This is a genomic window from Pseudomonas sp. NPDC087817 (genome assembly GCF_044742875.1).
Taxonomy (GTDB): domain Bacteria; phylum Pseudomonadota; class Gammaproteobacteria; order Pseudomonadales; family Pseudomonadaceae; genus Aquipseudomonas.
Map to the genome: position 1 here is coordinate 15,473 of NZ_JBIUVJ010000060.1, position 17,070 is coordinate 32,542.

Here is a 17,070-nt window from a genome sequence, read left to right on the forward strand (position 1 = left end):
CAGGGGATTTGTGTTGTCAGTCAGGCCTTCGCGGGTTCCAGCGCCAACTCGACGGCCTCAGGCCGTTTGACCGTTGCATATACGACGGCCGTCAACAAACTCCCCGCGACAATCGCCAGCAGATACAGCAGCGCGTGATTGATCGCATTCGGAATCGCCAGCACAAACAGACCACCGTGCGGCGCCATCAGTTTGCAGCCGAAGTACATCGACAAAGCCCCGGTCAATGCACCACCGGCAATGCTCGCCGGAATCACCCGCAGCGGATCTTTGGCGGCAAACGGAATCGCGCCTTCGGAGATAAAGCACAGCCCCAGCACCAGCGCCGCTTTGCCGGCCTCGCGCTCAGTCTGAGCAAACTTGCGTCGCGCAATAAACGTCGCGATACCCAGACCAATCGGCGGCACCATGCCTGCGGCCATCGTCGCCGCCATCGGTGCATAACTCTGCGAGGCCAGCAGCCCCACCGAGAACGCATACGCGGCTTTGTTGATCGGCCCACCGAGGTCGACGCACATCATGCCGCCGAGCACGATCCCCAGCAGAATCGCGTTGGTGGTACCCATGCTGTCGAGGAAATGCGTGAGCGCTGCGAGCATGCCCGCGACCGGTTTGCCGACCACGTAAATCATCACCAGACCGGTAAACAGACTGGCGAACAGCGGAATGATCAGAATCGGCTTCAGCGCCTCAAGACTTTGCGGCAATGCGACGTATCGACTGATCGCCTTGGCCGCATAACCGGCGATGAAACCAGCCACAATGCCGCCGATAAACCCGGCCCCCAACGTGCTCGCCAACAAACCGCCAATCATCCCCGGCGCCAGACCTGGGCGGTCGGCAATCGAGTAGGCGATGTAACCGGCCAGCAGCGGCACCATCAACTTGAACGCGGTTTCCCCGCCGATCTGCATCAATGCAGCCGCCAGCGTGCCTTGCTCTTTGAACGCGGTGATGCCGAACACAAACGACAGCGCGATCATCAAACCGCCCGCCACCACCATCGGCAGCATGAACGAAACGCCGGTCAGCAGGTGTTTGTAGACACCGGTTTTCTCTTGTTTGGCGGGGTTCTTGCCGTCACTCGCGGCGCTCTCCACCTGACCTTCGGCGAGGGCTTTTTTCAGCGTGGCTTCCGACTGCTTCAATGCGATGCCGGTGCCACAACGGTAGATTTTCTTGCCGGCAAAACGCTCGGTGGCAACTTCAATATCCGCTGCCAGCAGCACCACGTCAGCCTCGGCAATTGCCATCGCGCTCAACGGGGTTTTCGCACCGACCGAGCCTTGGGTTTCGACCTGCAAGTCATAACCGAGACGCTTGGCGGTTTGCTGCAACGCCTCGGCCGCCATGAAGGTATGGGCGACTCCGGTGGGGCATGCGGTGATCGCGACAATGCGTGGGGCACGCTGCGCAACGGCAGCGGGAACGGCTTCGCTGGCGACATAAACCTCGGCTTCTTCGGCACCACGTCGCAGCACCGCTTCAACATCTTGCAGGGCTTGCGCCGGAGCAATTTGAAAGACGCGTTTACCAATAAAACGCGTCATGTCGACGTCACCGGTGGCCACCAGCAACACCCACTCCGCCGCTTCGATGGTCGCCGCCGACAATTCACGTTCCGGGTGCGCCGCGTCGACCACTTCAACGCTGGTGCTCCAGCCCTGACGCTGAGCCGCCGCATCCAGTAAACGCGCGCACAGCACACTGGTGACCATGCCGTTCGGGCACGCCGTAACAATGGCTAACTTCATGACAAACCCTCTTATTGTTCTGTCAGGGGGCGCACGCGCACGCCCTGTTCGAGCTGCGCCAGTTGCGCGCTGTCGTTGATGCCAAAACCGATCTGCGTGACCGCCATTGCCGCGATTGCGGTGGCCGTACGCAGGGTTTGCTCAGGCGTGTCGACGCTGAGCAAACCGTGCAGCATGCCGGCCAGCAACGAGTCACCGGCACCCACTGTGCTGGCGACGCTGACTTTCGGTGGCGTGGCATGCAGTGCCGAACCGACGCTGAACCAGTTGACCCCATCGGCGCCGTGGGAAATCACTACATGTTCGATGCCTTGCGCATGCAAACGCGCCGCTGCCTGCGCCTCGGCCGCGTGAGAAACCACCTCGCAACCGAGGGCATCGGCGAGTTCTTCGGTATTCGGTTTGATCAGCCACGGACTGGCCTGCAACGCGGCGCGCAAGGCTTCGCCGCTGGAGTCGAGGGCGACTTTCAGACCGAGCTGATTCAGTCGCTCAATCAGTTCGCGCAACCACTGCGCCGTGACGCCGCGCGGCAAACTGCCGGCGACCACCACCGCGTCATGACCCGGCGCGATCTGCACCAGACGCTCAAGCAATGCCTGCTGCGCGGCGGCATCGACCACCGGACCCGGACCGTTGATGTCGGTGATACGGCCGTCGCGCTCGGCGACTTTGATGTTGCTGCGCGTCTCGCCCGGCACGCGGATGAACGCGTCGACAAAGCCGCGTTTGGCAAACAGGGTTTCGAACGCTTGCAGGTTGTCCTCGCCGAGAAAACCACTGACCGTCAGTTGATGCCCGAGATCGGCCAGCACCTGCGCGACGTTCACGCCCTTGCCGGCGGCGTGGGTGTGCATCTCGTCGCTGCGGTTGACCTGACCGGCCTCCAGGCGTGACAGCTCGACCGTGAGGTCCAGCGCCGGGTTGAGGGTCAGGGTGAGAATCTTGGCCATTACAGGGCCTCCACTAATGCACGCACTTCGTTGGCGCTGCCCACGCTGAGGGCTTGTTGAGCAAGGGTTTGCGCCTGGGTAAGGCTGAGTTCGCGTATGCGTGCCTTCACTTCAGCAACGCTGCGGCCCGACACGCTGAGTTCATCGACACCGAGGCCGACCAGCACCGGCACCGCCAGTGGATCTGCCGCCAGCTCGCCGCAGACACCGACCCATTTGCCATGGGCATGCGCGGCGCGCACGGTGATGTCGATCAGTTGCAGCACCGCTGGATGCAAGCCATCAGCCTGCGCCGACAGGGTCGGATGACCACGGTCGATGGCCAGGGTGTATTGGGTCAGGTCGTTGGTGCCAACGCTGAAGAAATCGACTTCTTTTGCCAGCACCGGCGCCAACAGAGCGGCGGACGGCACTTCGATCATGATGCCGAGTTGCAGGTCGGCGACCGGGATTTCCAGACGCAGACGTTCAGTCATGTCGCGGGCCTGACGCCACTCCTCGACGCTGCCGACCATCGGAAACATGATCCGCAGCGGACGGTTGTCGGCCGCACGCAGCAAGGCGCGCAATTGCGCTTCCATGATCTGCGGACGCTGCAAGGTCAGGCGAATACCGCGTACGCCGAGAAACGGGTTTTCTTCCTTGGCGATCGGCCAATACGGCAGCGGTTTGTCGCCGCCGACATCCAGCGTGCGCACCACCAACGGACGCCCGGCGAGGCCATCGAGGACGCGGCGGTATTCGGCCTCCTGCGTTGCTTCGTCCGGCGCTTGCGGGTGGGCCATGAAAATCAGTTCGGTACGCAACAGGCCGATACCTTCGGCGCCCTGCTCCACTGCGCTGATCACCCCGGCGCTTTCGCCGATATTGGCGAACACTTCGACAGCGTGGCCGTCAGTGGTGTGCGCCGGTTGATGGCGTTGTTCGGCAGCAGCCTTGAGGCGCTGCTCGCGGGTGTCGCGTTCTTCGGCGGCGCGTTGCAGCGTTGCCGCATCAGCATCGACGTGCAGGCGACCACGCTGGCCGTCGAGCAGCAACGGCGTGCCCGGCGCCAGCAGCAGCACCGCTGCGCCAGCCCCGACCAGCGCCGGAATGCCGAGAGCACGGGCGACGATTGCACTGTGTGCCGTGGCCCCGCCGCGAGCGGTAAGAATCCCCGCCACCCGCGCCGGATCGAGCCGTGCGACGTCGGACGGGCCGACTTCGTCCATCACCAGAATGTACGGCTGCTCCGGTTCACTCGGGGTTTGCACGCCACACAGTTGCGCCAGCACCCGGCGACCGATGTCGCGCAGGTCCGCCGCACGCTCGGCGAGCAAGGCATCCTGCAAGGATTCCTGCTGCTTCGCTGCCGCTTCGATCACCGCCATCCACGCCGCTTCAGCGCTTTCGCCCTGCTTGAGGCGCGTGTCGACTTCATCGGTCAGTTCCGGGTCGTCGAGCATTTCCTGGTGGGTGATGAAAATCTCGCGGATGGCTTTGGCCTTGCTGCGTTCGATCAGGCCCTGGATGTCCGCACGCACATCGGCCAAGGCTTGCTTGAGACGCTCGCGCTCGATGGCCGCAGATTCGCCGCGCAACGGGTATTCGATGGTTTGCTGCACTTGAATGTGCGCCGGGCCGATGGCAATGCCGGGGGCGGCGGGAATCGCTTGCAGCAGGCTGCCGGACGCCGGCGCGATCACCACTTCGGCGATGTCGGCGATCACTTCGCGTTGCTGACTGACGGCTGGCAGGGACTCGACTTCTTCGCCGAGGCCTTCCTCGATGGCGGCGAGCAACGCGGGCAATGCGTCGGCGGCGATGCTCGGTTCGGCGATCAACTCCAGCACCTGACCACGACGGGCGCCGAGGCTGAGCAGTTTACTCAGGCTCTTCACCGACACGGCGCTGTCCTGGCTGTCGACGATGCGTACGCGGATTTCGCCGTCAAAGCTCTTCGCCAGTTGCGCGAGGATCTTCGCCGGGCGTGCGTGCAGACCGTGAGCGTTGGCCAGCGCGATGCGGGCGCTCGGCCAGTCGGCGGGCAACTCACCACCGAGCACTTCGAGGACTTTACGGCTGCTGGTGGCGCGGCCCAATTCGTGGCCGCGACCTTCGATGAGCAACGCGCACAGACGCTCGAGCAACGCCTGATGCGCTTCGCCGAGGCTGGCGAGGCAGAACAAGCCGCTCAGCGGCTGGCCGAGGTAACGCATCGGTTTGTCCGGGGTGACGAAAGCCAGGCCCGGACGCTTCACCGTTTGCTCGCTGTGCAGCCACCACAAACCATCGCCCAGCGGCAGCGCTTCGACTTGCTGCAATACGCCGGCAAAGCCGTTGCTCACACAATCGGCCTGACGCAGCAGGCGCGCGCCGCGCCAGACCAGTTCTTCGAAATCATCAGCCGAAACACCGAGGCCGATCATCTGCGCATCCAGCGCCAATTCCTGCGGCGCGCCTTGCAGCAGTTTCAGCAGTGCTTCGGGCGAACTGGCGCGGCGCAGGGCCTGACCGAGATCGGTCTCGCCGAGGGCCCGGGTCAGCAGTTGCAAGAGACGAAGGTGTTCATCGGATTTGGCCGCAATCCCGATCGCCAGATAAACGATCTGGCCATCGCCCCAATCCACGCCCTCGGGAAACTGCATCAGGCGCACGCCAGTGGCGAATACTTGATCGCGGGTCTCGGGCGTACCGTGGGGAATGGCAATACCTTGACCGAGAAAGGTCGAGCCCTGGGCCTCGCGCGCCTGCAATCCGGCAAGGTAACCATCAGCGACCAGTCCATCGGCCACCAGGTGATTGGCCAGCAATTGCAGGGCAGCGGATTTATCCACAGCCGATTGGCCCATGGATATCTGCTCTATAGTGAGCTCGAGCATGCGATCTCCTTTTTGGCCCTTCAAAGAGCCAGGTATTGTTTTGAATGGTTTGCAGCTTAGGCGCTCTGGGCCATCCTTTTCAGGGGCAGTTTTGGCGGTTTCACGGCAGAACCGGCCAAAGGCGTCTAAAACGTAGAAAATACGCTTGCTGAAACGTTTAATCTAGATTGATCGGCACGTTACTCGATAATGTCCCATCCTTGAAGTCCAACTTGTCGGATGCGCGTAGGCAATAAGTCGTCTGCCCTAATCGGGTAGGATTGGCGAAAATCTCGCGGCATGCTCGAAACAACAAGGAAATCCCGGGTTGAAACTCAGTGATATCGCGCGGTTGGCCGGAGTGTCCGTGACCACCGCCAGCTACGTCATCAACGGCAAGGCCGAACAGCAACGCATCAGTAACGCGACCGTCGAGCGCGTGCGCGCGGTGGTTGATCTGCATGGCTTTACGCCCAATCCACAAGCGGCCGGGCTGCGCAGTCGGCACACGCGCACGCTGGGCTTCATTTTGCCGGACCTGGAAAACCCCAGTTACGCGCGGATCGCCAAACTGCTCGAACAAGGCGCGCGGGCACGTGGTTATCAACTGCTGATCGCCAGCTCAGACGATGCGCCGGACAGCGAGCGCCAATTGCTGCAATTGTTCAAGGCGCGCCGCTGCGATGCGCTGATCGTTGCCAGTTGCCTGCCGGCCGGGGATGACAGCTACCGCCAGTTGCAGGCCAAGGGCCTGCCGATCATCGCCATCGACCGGGTCATGGAACCCGAGCATTTTTGCTCGGTGATCAGCGACGACCGCGAGGCCAGCCTGCACCTGACCCAGAGCCTGCTCGATCCGCAGCTCAAGCAGATCGTCCTGCTCGGCGCTCGCCCGGAATTGAGCATCAGCCAGGAACGTGCGGCCGGCTTCAAAGAAGCGCTGGGCGATTTCAAAGGCGAAGTGCTGGTCGAGCACGCCGAATCGTTCAGTCGCGAGTGCGGCAAGCAATTGATGGAAGAACTCCTGCAACGTCTGGGGCATTTACCGGATGCGCTGGTGACCACCTCCTACGTGCTGCTGCAGGGCGTGTTCGACGCATTGCATGACTTCCCGCTGAAATCCCGTCCGCTGCGCCTTGGCACCTTCGGTGACACGCAATTGCTGGATTTCCTGCCGCTACCGGTCAACGCCATGGCCCAGCAGCACCAATTGATCGCCGACAAGGCGCTGGAACTGGCGCTGGCCGCCGTCGAGCAATCGGATTACCAGCCTGGCGTGCGAGCCATTGCGCGCACCTTCAAACAACGTATTCACCGGGACTGAAGCGTGGAGCTGATCGACAGCCACACTCACCTGGACTTCCCCGACTTCGACGCCGACCGCTCGGCGTTGCTCGGCGAAAGCCGCGCCCTCGGGGTGCGGCGGATGGTGGTGTTGGGGGTGTACGAGGGTAACTGGCAGCGGGTATGGGATCTGGTGCAGAGCGACGCTGACTTGTACGCAGCGTTCGGTTTGCACCCGGTCTATCTCGAACAGCATCACCCCGAAGACTTGCAGGCCCTCGGCGACTGGCTGACGCGATTGCGCGGTCATCGACAGTTGTGTGCGGTGGGCGAAATCGGTCTGGACTACTTCATCGAAACCCTCGACCGCGAGCGGCAACAGGCGCTGTTCGAAGCGCAGTTGCAACTGGCGGCGGATTTCAATTTGCCGGCGCTGATCCATGTACGGCGCAGTCACGCGGCGGTGATTGCCACGCTCAAGCGCTTCAAGCTCAAACGCGCCGGGATCATCCATGCGTTTGCCGGCAGCCGTGAAGAGGCGCGCGAGTACATCAAACTCGGTTTCAAACTTGGCCTGGGTGGTGCGCCGACCTGGCCGCAGGCGTTGCGCATGCATCGGGTCCTGGCGGATTTGCCGCTGGATTCGATTGTGCTGGAAACCGACTCACCGGACATGGCGCCCGCCATGTTCCCCGGCCAGCGCAACAGCCCCGCGCACCTGCCGGCGATCTGCGCGGCGCTGGCGCAAATCCTGAACGTAAGCCCCGAACATCTGGCCGCCACCAGCACCGCCAACAGCTGCGCAGTGTTTGGCTGGTAGTCAATCGGCGTGAGCCTTGGCAGCCTCGAGAATCAGCGTTATGTGTTGACGTTGGCGCGCATAACGAACGACCACGAAGTACACGAAAATCGTGATCAGCGAGGCGTTCAACTGTTCGGTGACGCTCAGCAGCCCCAGCCATTCCATCACCAGCGCCACCAGCAACGCGGTGCACACCGTCATCGAAGCGCTGAAGCGCAACAACGCCAGTGAATCGAGCGACTTGAAGCGTTTGATCTGCTTGGGACAACGCAGCTCCAAGGCTTGCTGACAGTGCTCGCAGGTGAACGATTCATGGATCGCGATAGCGTTGAGTTGCCAGGGTTTGAGCACCAGCGTCTGCTCGCAATGGGCACAGCGGCCCTGGATTCCCAAGGTTGCAACGGACATGAGTGGCCTCCTCTACGCGATCAGATGAACCGGAATACTGGCTCATTGATGACGGAACGCCAGCGCTGGGAGAAAAACAGGATTCGGCCTACGACTCAAAGTGGAAAAGTATTACAAGAGTTTCTGATAACGCCCTGCCGCTTGCGGAGGGAATCTTTGTGGCGAGGGGATTTATCCCCGATGGGCTGCGCAGCGGCCCCAAAAAATCGACGACATGTTTGATAAATCTCTAACTCAGGCATTGGGGGCGCTTCGCGCCCCATCGGGGATAAATCCCCTCACCATAAAGGCTCATTCCTACAAGGAATTTGTGTAAAGCCTAGACCCGGAACGCGCTGATCAGCTGTTTCAGCTCCACCACCTGCGCCGACAACGCCCGACTGGCGTCTTCGGTCTGGTGTGCGCCTTGCGCCGTGCGTTCACCGGCGCGGTTGATCTCGACGATGTTCTGGTCGATGTCATGGGCCACCGCCGTTTGCTGCTCGACGGCGGCGGCAATCTGCTGGTTCTGGTCGACGATCATGCCTACGGCACCGAGGATGTTTTCCAGTGCCTGCTGGACCTTTTCCGATTGCCCGACCGTGCCGCTGGCCATCTGATGGCTGACGCCCATGGCTTTCACCGCCGCGCCGACGCCGCCATGAAGCTTGGCGATCATCTGTTCGATCTCTTCGGTCGATTGCTGCGTGCGCTTGGCCAGGGTGCGCACTTCATCCGCCACCACCGCAAAACCGCGCCCCTGCTCACCCGCCCGGGCCGCCTCGATCGCGGCGTTGAGCGCCAGCAGATTGGTCTGTTCGGCGATGCTCTTGATCACTTCCAGTACGCGGCTGATCGACTGGCTGTCGCTGGCGAGCTGGTTGATCACCAACACCGACTGATCGATTTCGCTGGCCAGCGCAGCGATGCTGCCCTGCTGCGACTCCACCAGGCCCCGCCCGCTGATGGTCTCGTCATTCACACTGTGGGCACTGCTCACCGCCGCAGCAGCACTGCGCGCCACTTCCAGTGAGGTCGCCGACATCTGATTCATCGCGGTGGCCACTTGCTCGATTTGCGTACGCTGGCCGGCCACCGCCTGATTGCTTTGCGCCGAGACATTTTCAACTTGCCCGGCCTGACGCTCGACTTCGCTGACGGTATGGCCGACCCGTTCGATCAAATCGTGAATCTTCCTCACCGTGCCGTTGAACACCTCGCCCAACTCACCCAATTCATCGCGGCTGTTGGCTTTGAAATTGACCGTCATGTCGCCTGCCGCAACTTTGTCCATCATCGCGCCAAGACGTTTGAGCGTGGTGCGGGTCGAGGCGTAGAAACCGCCGTAGAGATAGAAAATCAGCACGAACACCACCGACAGCGCCGCAGCCTGCAAGACCATGTGCGTGCGGTTCTGCGCCAGTCGTTGCTGCAGTTGAGTGTCGAGGAACTTCAGGGTGGCTTCGTTGAGCTGGTAGGTCTTGTCCATCAGCCCGGTGACCTGATCATAAAACGCCTGCCACGGTGCATCGAGCGTGTCGGCCATCACCACTTGTTCTTCGAACAATTCGCTGGCCTGTTTCAGTGAGGCCTTGCTGGTGTCGGCCGCAGCGCTGAGGGATTCGCGCGCGGCTTTGCTGGAGCCGAGGGCGTCCTGCAATTTCAGACCGTATTCGGCCTGCAGTTTTTCGATCTGCACCAGCAACTCATCAAAACGTGTGCTCGACGAACTGTTGAGAAAGCCCTGCCCCAACGAATACGAGCCCATGGCCCGGCCTTCGCCGAGGGTTTGCGTCACCGTCGGCGTAATCAGGGTCACCAGTTCGCTGAGCTGACGAATGTCGCCTTGATTGTCGCGGCTCAGACCGGCCTGACTGGTGATGATCTGACTGAAAATCTGCGCACTGGCGAGCAGCTTGCCGATCAGCGCGCTTTTGCTTTGCAGGGAGTTTTCCGCTTGCTGTGCTTTGAACGCGGCAATCATTTCATCGCGTTTGCCGTCGAACACCTTGATCTGTTCCGGATCGTCGGTCATTGCCACTAACCCTTGCAGACGTGTGAGCACGGCTTGTTCAAGGCTGCTGATCTGCGCTTCGACATTGCCGGCCTTGCCGGACTGGCCGAGGGTGACGTTGATCTGCACCAGATTGTTCAGCGTCTCCAGATCCCGGCGCAGGGTCAGGCTGCTCCCGAGCAGGTCGAGGCTTTGCAGCTCGACGCGGGTGCCCTGGAATTCGCGGTAGGAATCGCGCACCAGGTAGAAATTGGTCACCAGCATCGGCACCAGGAACAGCACGCTGATCAGGCTGAACTTCATGCCGAAGCTCAGACGGTTCATCAGCGAGACGGCGGGATAGAGCAAGCTCTTCACTGGAAGTCTCCCTTGGTTTTTCTTGTTTTTATTGGCAGGCGCGCAGAGACAGCAGATAGCCACTATCGGGCGCCATCTCTGTATAGCTCAAATCGGAGGGAGGTTTTGTAACTTAAGGTTAACGACGCAAGGACAACACAAAACCATTGTGGCGAGGGGATTTATCCCCGATGGGGCGCGAAGCGGCCCCAATAACGGAATAGGCGTTGTATCTGATAAATCGTGGAGGATGGTTTTTGGGGCTGCTGCGCAGCCCATCGGGGATAAATTCCCTCACCACAATGAGTTTCACTGAAAGATCAGTGAATCAGAACAGTCCACAAGGCAAACCCGGCATACCACAGCACCGCCGCGCGCAGCAGCAGTTCCCACAGGCAATCCAGAGTGTTGATGCCTTCCGGGCCGACGACCGGCGGCGGGATTTCCCCTGCGACCAATCCGACCTTGTTGATCAGCTGTGCGGCGCTGATGTTCCAGTTCAGCAGCTCATGGAGCATCACGCGACTGACCGCAACGAAGTTGCCGACCAACGCAAAACTCGCCGCCAGCAGGCGCACCGGCAGCCAGTCGAAGGCATGGCGCAACTGCGCGGCACGCTCGACCAGCGCCGGGTTTTGACCGTGCTCTTCAGCCAGCGCCAACAAGCGATAGGCCAGCGCCGCCACCGGTCCGAGCACGAAATACCAGAAAATCACCGCAAAGAAACTCTGATAGGCCTGCCACAACAGATGCCCCTGCACCCGATCGAGCAATTGCTCACCACTGTCGGCGCAGATATTCAGATCACGTTTGGCGACATGCGCCGCTGCTTGCAGATCCTCACGGCGCCAGGCATCGCGAAACGGACCGAGACCGCCCAGCAAATCGCCACGCCCGAGGCTGTAAATCACCACCAGCAAATGCACCGGCAAGGCCAGCAAGCCATAGGCCACCGGCTCCAGCACCACCAGCAACAATCCCAGCAAGGCTACCGGTAGCAGCACCAGAATCGTCAGCACCAGCCATGCCTGTGTCGCCAGCCGCTCGCTGCTTTCGAGTTTGTGCAGTTCGCGGATCCATCCGCCATCGCGTTGAACCCGATGGCGCAGGGCCGAGAACTTCTCGATCCAGACCGCCAGCAGTAACACCAGAAAACTCATTGTCCTTCCTCTTGTGCCAGGGCTGCGCGGTAACGCGCCCAGTCGAATGCCGGGCCAGGATCGGTCTTGCGCCCGGGTGCAATGTCGCTGTGCCCGCAAATGCGCGCGCCGGTGATAGCCGGAAATGCTTTTTGCAACTGGCGTGTCAGCGCCGTCAACGCCTGATACTGCGCGTCGGTGAACGGCAGATCATCGGTGCCTTCGAGCTCGATGCCCACGGAAAAATCGTTACAGGTTTCCCGTCCATCGAAGACCGACACGCCGGCATGCCACGCCCGTTCAAGACAGGAGACAAACTGGGTGACGCTGCCGTCACGTTCGATCAGAAAATGCGCCGAGACCCGTAGGTCGGCAATCCCTGCAAAGTAGGGATGTTCGGTGACATCCAGACGATTCTGGAAAAATTCCTGCACCTTACCCGTAGCGAACTGCGCAGGCGGCAGGCTGATGTTGTGGATCACCAACAGGGAAACTTCGCCCGCAGGGCGCTCATTGAAGTTGGGCGATGGGCACACCTGCACCCCGTGACACCACCCGCTAGCGGGATCCAACTGCATACCGATTCCTTCAACGCCGACTGTGTTGGCGCCCAGTATGCCGTGATCGCCCCCCGCCGCGCGATCACTTGGCGCGATTGAGTCGTCGCAGATTGCCCAGCACCGACTCCAGCGCACGGTCGAACAGCAAGGTGTCATCCAGCGCACGCACCGCACCACGCTGGAACTCAAGGGCCAGACCGATACGGCTGCGCTCCCGCACTTTCATCCCGGTGCGGTCGACAAACACGTATTTGCCGGTGGCCTCGATGATCGCCGCCAATTTGCAGCGCAGGGTGTTTTCATCGTCTTCCTGAAACGCAACCCAACTGCCCACACGCAATTGATCGACCTGTTGCAGGCCCGCACCGTCATGCGCCAGACGCGCCGCCCCCGGCGCCATCGCGCCCTCTTCGGCTGCCTGCAATACGATCTGCTGCGACACCTCGATCATTGGCGTCGACGTAGACGCGTCGGCCTGGGTGGACGGCTCCAGCACGCGCACATGCAGCGCTTCCAGTTCACTGAAGAATTCACTGGTCGCAAACGGATCGAATGCCGAACTGCTCAAGCCATCACGCAGCGACTTGAGCAAACCCGGCACCAGCGCCAGCAAACGCATACTGGCGTCCGGGTCGGCATGACGCTGCACACTCCAGACCAATTGTTCCATGGTCTGCACATCGGCCTGCCACTCGGCTGACTGGTCGCCATGCTTGAGGCAGGTCAGCAGCAACACCTTGCTCCAGGCGTCCTGTACAAATGTCACGACTGACGGTGGCAGGACTTTGCCCAACAGCGCCTGATTCAACGCCAGCTCGACCCGCCGCCGCGCCAGCTCGGTTTTCGCCCGCCCCTCTTCGGCATCACGCAGCCGCTGTTCGAGCAATTCGCTGCGGCGACGCTCATCGCTAGTGAAGGCGAGAAAGTCGGCGAGCAGCTCGGAAAAAATCGCCGGGTCATCGACAAAATCGGTTAGCAGGCGCTGCACCACTTGCTCGATGCGCAGATACAGGCTGTCACGCGTCTCGCCGTCGCAGTCGCCCCAGCCCATGGCCGCATCGGCGATTTCATTGAGCAGGCGCCGCGCCGGGTGACTGCTGCGACTGAAGAAACTTTTATCGAGCACCGCGACCTTGAGCATCGGGATCTGCAAGCGGGCGATCAGTGCCTTGAGCGAGTCCGGCACATTGTGATCTTCGAGGATGCAGTCGAAGACCATGGCGATCAGGTTGATCACGTCTTCGTCTGTACCACCGACGATTCGTGACTTGCCACTTTTGACGCTGACCCGCGTCAGCAATTGTTCGAGCTGATTGCGCAGATCAAAGTCGTCCTGCGCCGCCAGCGCCGGCACATATTGCTGCAAGTGCGAAAGCAGGCGCAGCAGGTCGCGGGTGGTGATCGGCTGGGCGGCGGCGCTCGTTTCGAGGGTTGGCGCGACACTGCCGCGCACGTGCAACAACAACTCCTGCAACGCGGCGAAGACTTCCTGCACACCTTCGTCGGCTGGCGCCGGGTCATCGCTTTCTTCGCGATTGATGGCGGCGGCCGCGCGATCAATCGCGCGCCGCGCCGGTGCCGGTTTCAGCTCGGGCAGCACACCGGTGGCGCTGAGCAGTTGATTGGCTTCGGCATACAGTTGCTCAGTGTCGGCCAGCACATAGCGCTCGAACAGTTTGAGCAGGATCAACTTGACCTTGATCTCGACGCCCAGGTTGCGTCCGGCCTGGAGGAAATACTCACAGAGCAGCGCCGGGCCGAGCGGGTTGTGCTGATCATCAAGCGTACTGCCGAGCAAGGCGCCAAGTCGTGCGGTCAATTGATCGAGGGCGAAGCCATCACGCTTGAGCACGCGGCCGACCATGGTCTCCACCGCCACGTTGCGCTCCATGTCATCGGTGCGTGGAGCCGATTCTTCATACATCAACGGACGCGGCAGCGTGTTGTGAACGGGATCGTATTGTGTGAGGCCGACAAAGGCCTCGAAGAATTGTTCGAGAAAACCGCGCTCGATGTTTTTGCGCTTGAGGCGCAGGTCGCGCATGGCTTCGAAAAAGATGTTCTGTTCGACGTCGTTGCGCGCCCGGTCAGCCATTTCAAACAAAGTGTCGTCGGCGTTATCAAACAGCTCCTGCAAGCCGTGCCGTAACTGTTGAGCGGCCTTGTCGCGAACCTGAAGCAGAATCACAGGCAGGCGGGCGAGCGGCGAGTGATTCGCCTGATCCGTAGCGGCCTTGTGCAAAGGCACTACTTTCCCGTCGTTGTGCATCCAAGCCTCCTGGAACGGTGATTCTTCTGATCGACACAAATCCCTGTGAAAGCGGGCTTGCACAGATATCAATGATTCTGGCCATCACAGACGTCAAACCTATGACGTCAAATGCGCGGCGAATTATCTTGTAAAAGTTATCCCATACGCCAGAGGCGTCAGGGTTTCCCCTATGCCCGGCCACCCTCCAATGACCGCGCCTGAAGCACGTTTACTCAAAGAAAATCGACCAGATGCAGTCAAGCACGCGAGTTCTCACCTTGGGTTGGTTCGTGCCATGCCCCTATAATCGAATCACTTTGTTTGTGGAGCCCGTTATGCCGAATCTACGTCTCGCCGATTTGACCGCCGAAATCGAAGCCAACGTGCGCCGTGCGTTGCTCGAAGACATCGGCAGCGGCGACATCACCGCACAATTGATTCCTGCCGAACGTCTGGCCAAAGCCACCATCATCACTCGCGATGCAGCCGTCATCTGCGGCACGGCGTGGGTCGATGCCGTGTTTCGTCAGCTGGATCCGCGGGTCGCGGTGCATTGGCAAGTGGTCGATGGCGAACGGGTCAAACCGAATCAGCCGCTGTTTCATCTGGAAGGGCCGGCCCGCTCACTGCTGACCGGTGAACGCAGCGCGCTGAATTTCCTGCAACTGCTGTCTGGCGTGGCCACGCGCGCGCAGTACCTGGCTGACTTCGTCGGGACGACTCAGGTCAAGCTGCTCGATACCCGTAAAACCCTGCCGGGCCTTCGTCTGGCGCAGAAATACGCGGTGACCTGCGGCGGTTGCCACAACCACCGCATCGGCCTCTACGATGCGTTCCTGATCAAGGAAAACCACATCGCCGCCAGCGGAGGCATCGCCCAGGCCATCGCTGCCGCGCACAAGATCGCGCCGGGTAAACCGGTGGAGGTCGAAGTGGAGAGCCTGGAGGAGCTGAAGGAAGCGTTGGCTGCCGGTGCCGATATCATCATGCTCGACGAGCTGAGCCTGGACGACATGCGCGAAGCCGTACGCCTCAACGGCGGCAAGGCGAAACTTGAAGCCAGCGGCGGCATCAACGAAAGCACTCTGTTGCCAATCGCCGAGACCGGGGTCGATTACATCTCGATTGGTGCGATGACCAAGGATGTAAAGGCGGTGGATCTGTCGATGCGTCTGAGCCTTTAAACAGCAGCGGCAAGTTTCAAGCTACAAGCTGCAAGCTGCAAGCCAAACGGTTCTGCTTTGACTTGTAGCTTGCGGCTTGAAGCTTGCAGCTCTCGTCAAACGACGAGATTGTTCATCTCGCAGTACTCTTGCCACTCGACGCCCAACACTTCGGCCGCCTCCTTGTGCAGTACAAGACGCTGAGCCTCGAACTCCTCAGGAGTGCTGGTGTACTTGAGCGTCAGTTCCCACGGCTGCAAGCCCTGGGCTTCGGCTTCGTCCTCGAATGCCCACTGGATCTGGTCTTTCTGATCATCAGGACTCAGGTCCTTGATCTCTTCTTTCAGCTCCGGTACGTCCAGAACGTACTTTTCCAGCGCTAGTTCGTGACGTTGCTCTTGAGTTAATTCGGTCATGGCGTTCTCGCTGATCATAGGAATGGAGGATGGATCTGGATCATCAAGGATCTCTCTGACGCGGATTGACCGGCCTTCGGAACCATTCGGGATCATCTGAAAACTGCTGGGCGATGCTCATGCAGGCACCGAATATAGGACGTTTGCATGACGAATTACACGGCTCTTTACATCTCTCTCACAAAAAGCTGACCTGCGGAACATAAATCCGGATTTTGAGTCATAGCGATGTGCCATGTCGGCACTTACTCTTGCTGTTCACAAGGAAAACCAGTGATGCGCAGCTTTTCGAAGATTTCTTCTGTTGTCTCCGCCACCGCTCTGACCGCCCTGCTGGGCACACTGGCCCTGCCAGCAACTGCAATGGCAATTGAACTGAGTAACAGCAGCCCTTCCTACGGCGATCAGATTACCGCCATACACAACGACTACGGCAAAGAGGTGGTGATCAGAAGCGGAATCGGTGTCGATGAACTGAAGAAGATGCGCGACACCGTTAATGAGCAGTCGCGTCAGATTGAAGAGTTCAAGCGCAGCAGCGGTTCCAGCTCAAGTTCCAGTGGCAGAGAAGTCGAAGATCTGAAGAACAAGGTCAAGGAACAGGACCGCCAGCTCGATACGCTCAGCCGCCAGGTCGAAGACCTCAAGCGCAACAGTGGTTCCAGTTCCAACTCGAACAGCAGCGAGATTTCGAATCTGAAGCAGAAAATAAACGATCAGGATCGGGCGATGGATCAGCTCAAACGCGCCGTCGAGGATCTGAGCCGTAAAGTGAAATAAGGGGAGTGGTGCCCGAGACAGGAATCGAACCTGCGACCTTCGCGTTACGAGTGCGCTGCTCTACCGGCTGAGCTACACGGGCGGTGGGCTAAACCTAGCACCGGTATTGAAGTCCGGCAACTTCGCAGAATGTCTCGATATTTCGCAGGCAAAAAAATGCCCCGCCGTTCTCACGGCGGGGCATTTTTATTGCGCTAACGCTTTGGGGTGATTAAACGCCCGAAGCCTTGGCCGCTGCCACGTCTTTGATGGACAGCTTGATACGGCCGCGGTTGTCCACGTCCAGTACCAGCACTTCCACTTCCTGGCCTTCTTTCAGGATGTCGGTCACTTTCTCTCCGCGAGCGTCGGGCAGCATCGAGATGTGCACGAGACCGGCCTTGCCCGGGAG

General features: G+C 60.4%; 14 protein-coding genes and 1 tRNA gene. 4 read left to right on the plus strand and 11 right to left on the minus strand.

What is annotated here, in order from left to right:
- Positions 1 to 20 precede the first annotated feature (20 nt).
- From ACIONG_RS24990 to ptsP, 3 genes are read right to left on the minus strand one after another with little or no spacing between them, the layout of a single operon-like run.
- Positions 21 to 1,754: a PTS fructose-like transporter subunit IIB gene (locus ACIONG_RS24990; RefSeq protein ID WP_401303345.1), complete on the minus strand. Its 1,734-nt coding sequence runs from the start codon at positions 1,752 to 1,754 to the stop codon at positions 21 to 23.
- Positions 1,755 to 1,765: 11 nt separating this feature from the next.
- Positions 1,766 to 2,707, minus strand: a complete 942-nt coding sequence (gene pfkB, locus ACIONG_RS24995) for a 1-phosphofructokinase (RefSeq protein ID WP_401303346.1) — start codon at positions 2,705 to 2,707, stop codon at positions 1,766 to 1,768.
- Positions 2,707 to 5,568, minus strand: a complete 2,862-nt coding sequence (gene ptsP / locus ACIONG_RS25000; RefSeq protein ID WP_401303348.1) for a phosphoenolpyruvate--protein phosphotransferase — start codon at positions 5,566 to 5,568, stop codon at positions 2,707 to 2,709. The genes pfkB and ptsP overlap by 1 nt, the downstream gene beginning before the upstream one ends.
- A 307-nt stretch (positions 5,569 to 5,875) precedes the next feature.
- Here ptsP and cra point away from each other — a divergent pair, with 307 nt between their 5' ends.
- Both cra and ACIONG_RS25010 read left to right on the plus strand, forming a co-directional pair.
- Complete coding sequence (gene cra, locus ACIONG_RS25005; RefSeq protein ID WP_401303350.1) at positions 5,876 to 6,871, plus strand: catabolite repressor/activator; 996 nt, start codon at positions 5,876 to 5,878, stop codon at positions 6,869 to 6,871.
- A gap of 3 nt (positions 6,872 to 6,874) precedes the next feature.
- The gene (locus ACIONG_RS25010) at positions 6,875 to 7,651 is read left to right on the plus strand and encodes a TatD family hydrolase (protein WP_401303352.1); all 777 of its coding nucleotides are present in this window, start codon (positions 6,875 to 6,877) and stop codon (positions 7,649 to 7,651) included.
- On the opposite strand, the gene ACIONG_RS25015 is transcribed toward ACIONG_RS25010, so the two are convergent.
- The 5 genes from ACIONG_RS25015 to ACIONG_RS25035 all read right to left on the minus strand — a co-directional run bounded on the left by ACIONG_RS25015 (position 7,652) and on the right by ACIONG_RS25035 (position 14,338).
- Positions 7,652 to 8,041 (minus strand): hypothetical protein, encoded by a 390-nt coding sequence (locus ACIONG_RS25015; RefSeq protein ID WP_103303173.1) that lies wholly within the window; start codon positions 8,039 to 8,041, stop codon positions 7,652 to 7,654. It lies immediately after the preceding gene.
- 319 nt (positions 8,042 to 8,360) lie between these two features.
- Positions 8,361 to 10,391 carry a methyl-accepting chemotaxis protein gene (locus tag ACIONG_RS25020; RefSeq protein WP_103303174.1) on the minus strand — a complete coding sequence of 677 codons (2,031 nt, stop codon included), beginning with the start codon at positions 10,389 to 10,391 and terminating at the stop codon, positions 8,361 to 8,363.
- 299 nt (positions 10,392 to 10,690) lie between these two features.
- Positions 10,691 to 11,530 carry a regulatory signaling modulator protein AmpE gene (gene ampE, locus ACIONG_RS25025; protein ID WP_401303355.1) on the minus strand — a complete coding sequence of 280 codons (840 nt, stop codon included), beginning with the start codon at positions 11,528 to 11,530 and terminating at the stop codon, positions 10,691 to 10,693.
- Positions 11,527 to 12,087 (minus strand): 1,6-anhydro-N-acetylmuramyl-L-alanine amidase AmpD, encoded by a 561-nt coding sequence (gene ampD, locus ACIONG_RS25030; protein ID WP_213027526.1) that lies wholly within the window; start codon positions 12,085 to 12,087, stop codon positions 11,527 to 11,529. Before ampD ends, ampE begins: the two co-directional genes overlap by 4 nt.
- Positions 12,088 to 12,151: 64 nt before the next feature.
- Positions 12,152 to 14,338: a DUF1631 domain-containing protein gene (locus ACIONG_RS25035; protein ID WP_401303357.1), complete on the minus strand. Its 2,187-nt coding sequence runs from the start codon at positions 14,336 to 14,338 to the stop codon at positions 12,152 to 12,154.
- 317 nt (positions 14,339 to 14,655) lie between these two features.
- On the opposite strand from ACIONG_RS25035, the gene nadC reads away from it, so the two are divergent.
- The gene (nadC, locus tag ACIONG_RS25040) at positions 14,656 to 15,504 is read left to right on the plus strand and encodes a carboxylating nicotinate-nucleotide diphosphorylase (protein ID WP_213027524.1); all 849 of its coding nucleotides are present in this window, start codon (positions 14,656 to 14,658) and stop codon (positions 15,502 to 15,504) included.
- 95 nt (positions 15,505 to 15,599) lie between these two features.
- Here nadC and ACIONG_RS25045 read toward each other — a convergent pair whose 3' ends face one another.
- Positions 15,600 to 15,899, minus strand: a complete 300-nt coding sequence (locus tag ACIONG_RS25045) for a DUF6388 family protein (RefSeq protein ID WP_103303289.1) — start codon at positions 15,897 to 15,899, stop codon at positions 15,600 to 15,602.
- A gap of 276 nt (positions 15,900 to 16,175) precedes the next feature.
- On the opposite strand from ACIONG_RS25045, the gene ACIONG_RS25050 reads away from it, so the two are divergent.
- Complete coding sequence (locus tag ACIONG_RS25050) at positions 16,176 to 16,679, plus strand: hypothetical protein (RefSeq protein WP_401303360.1); 504 nt, start codon at positions 16,176 to 16,178, stop codon at positions 16,677 to 16,679.
- Between the two features lie 6 nt (positions 16,680 to 16,685).
- Here ACIONG_RS25050 and ACIONG_RS25055 read toward each other — a convergent pair.
- Both ACIONG_RS25055 and ACIONG_RS25060 read right to left on the minus strand, forming a co-directional pair.
- A tRNA-Thr gene (locus ACIONG_RS25055) sits at positions 16,686 to 16,761 on the minus strand.
- 129 nt (positions 16,762 to 16,890) lie between these two features.
- A partial coding sequence (locus tag ACIONG_RS25060) for a S1 RNA-binding domain-containing protein (RefSeq protein ID WP_401303362.1) occupies positions 16,891 to 17,070 on the minus strand: 180 nt, incomplete at its 5' end.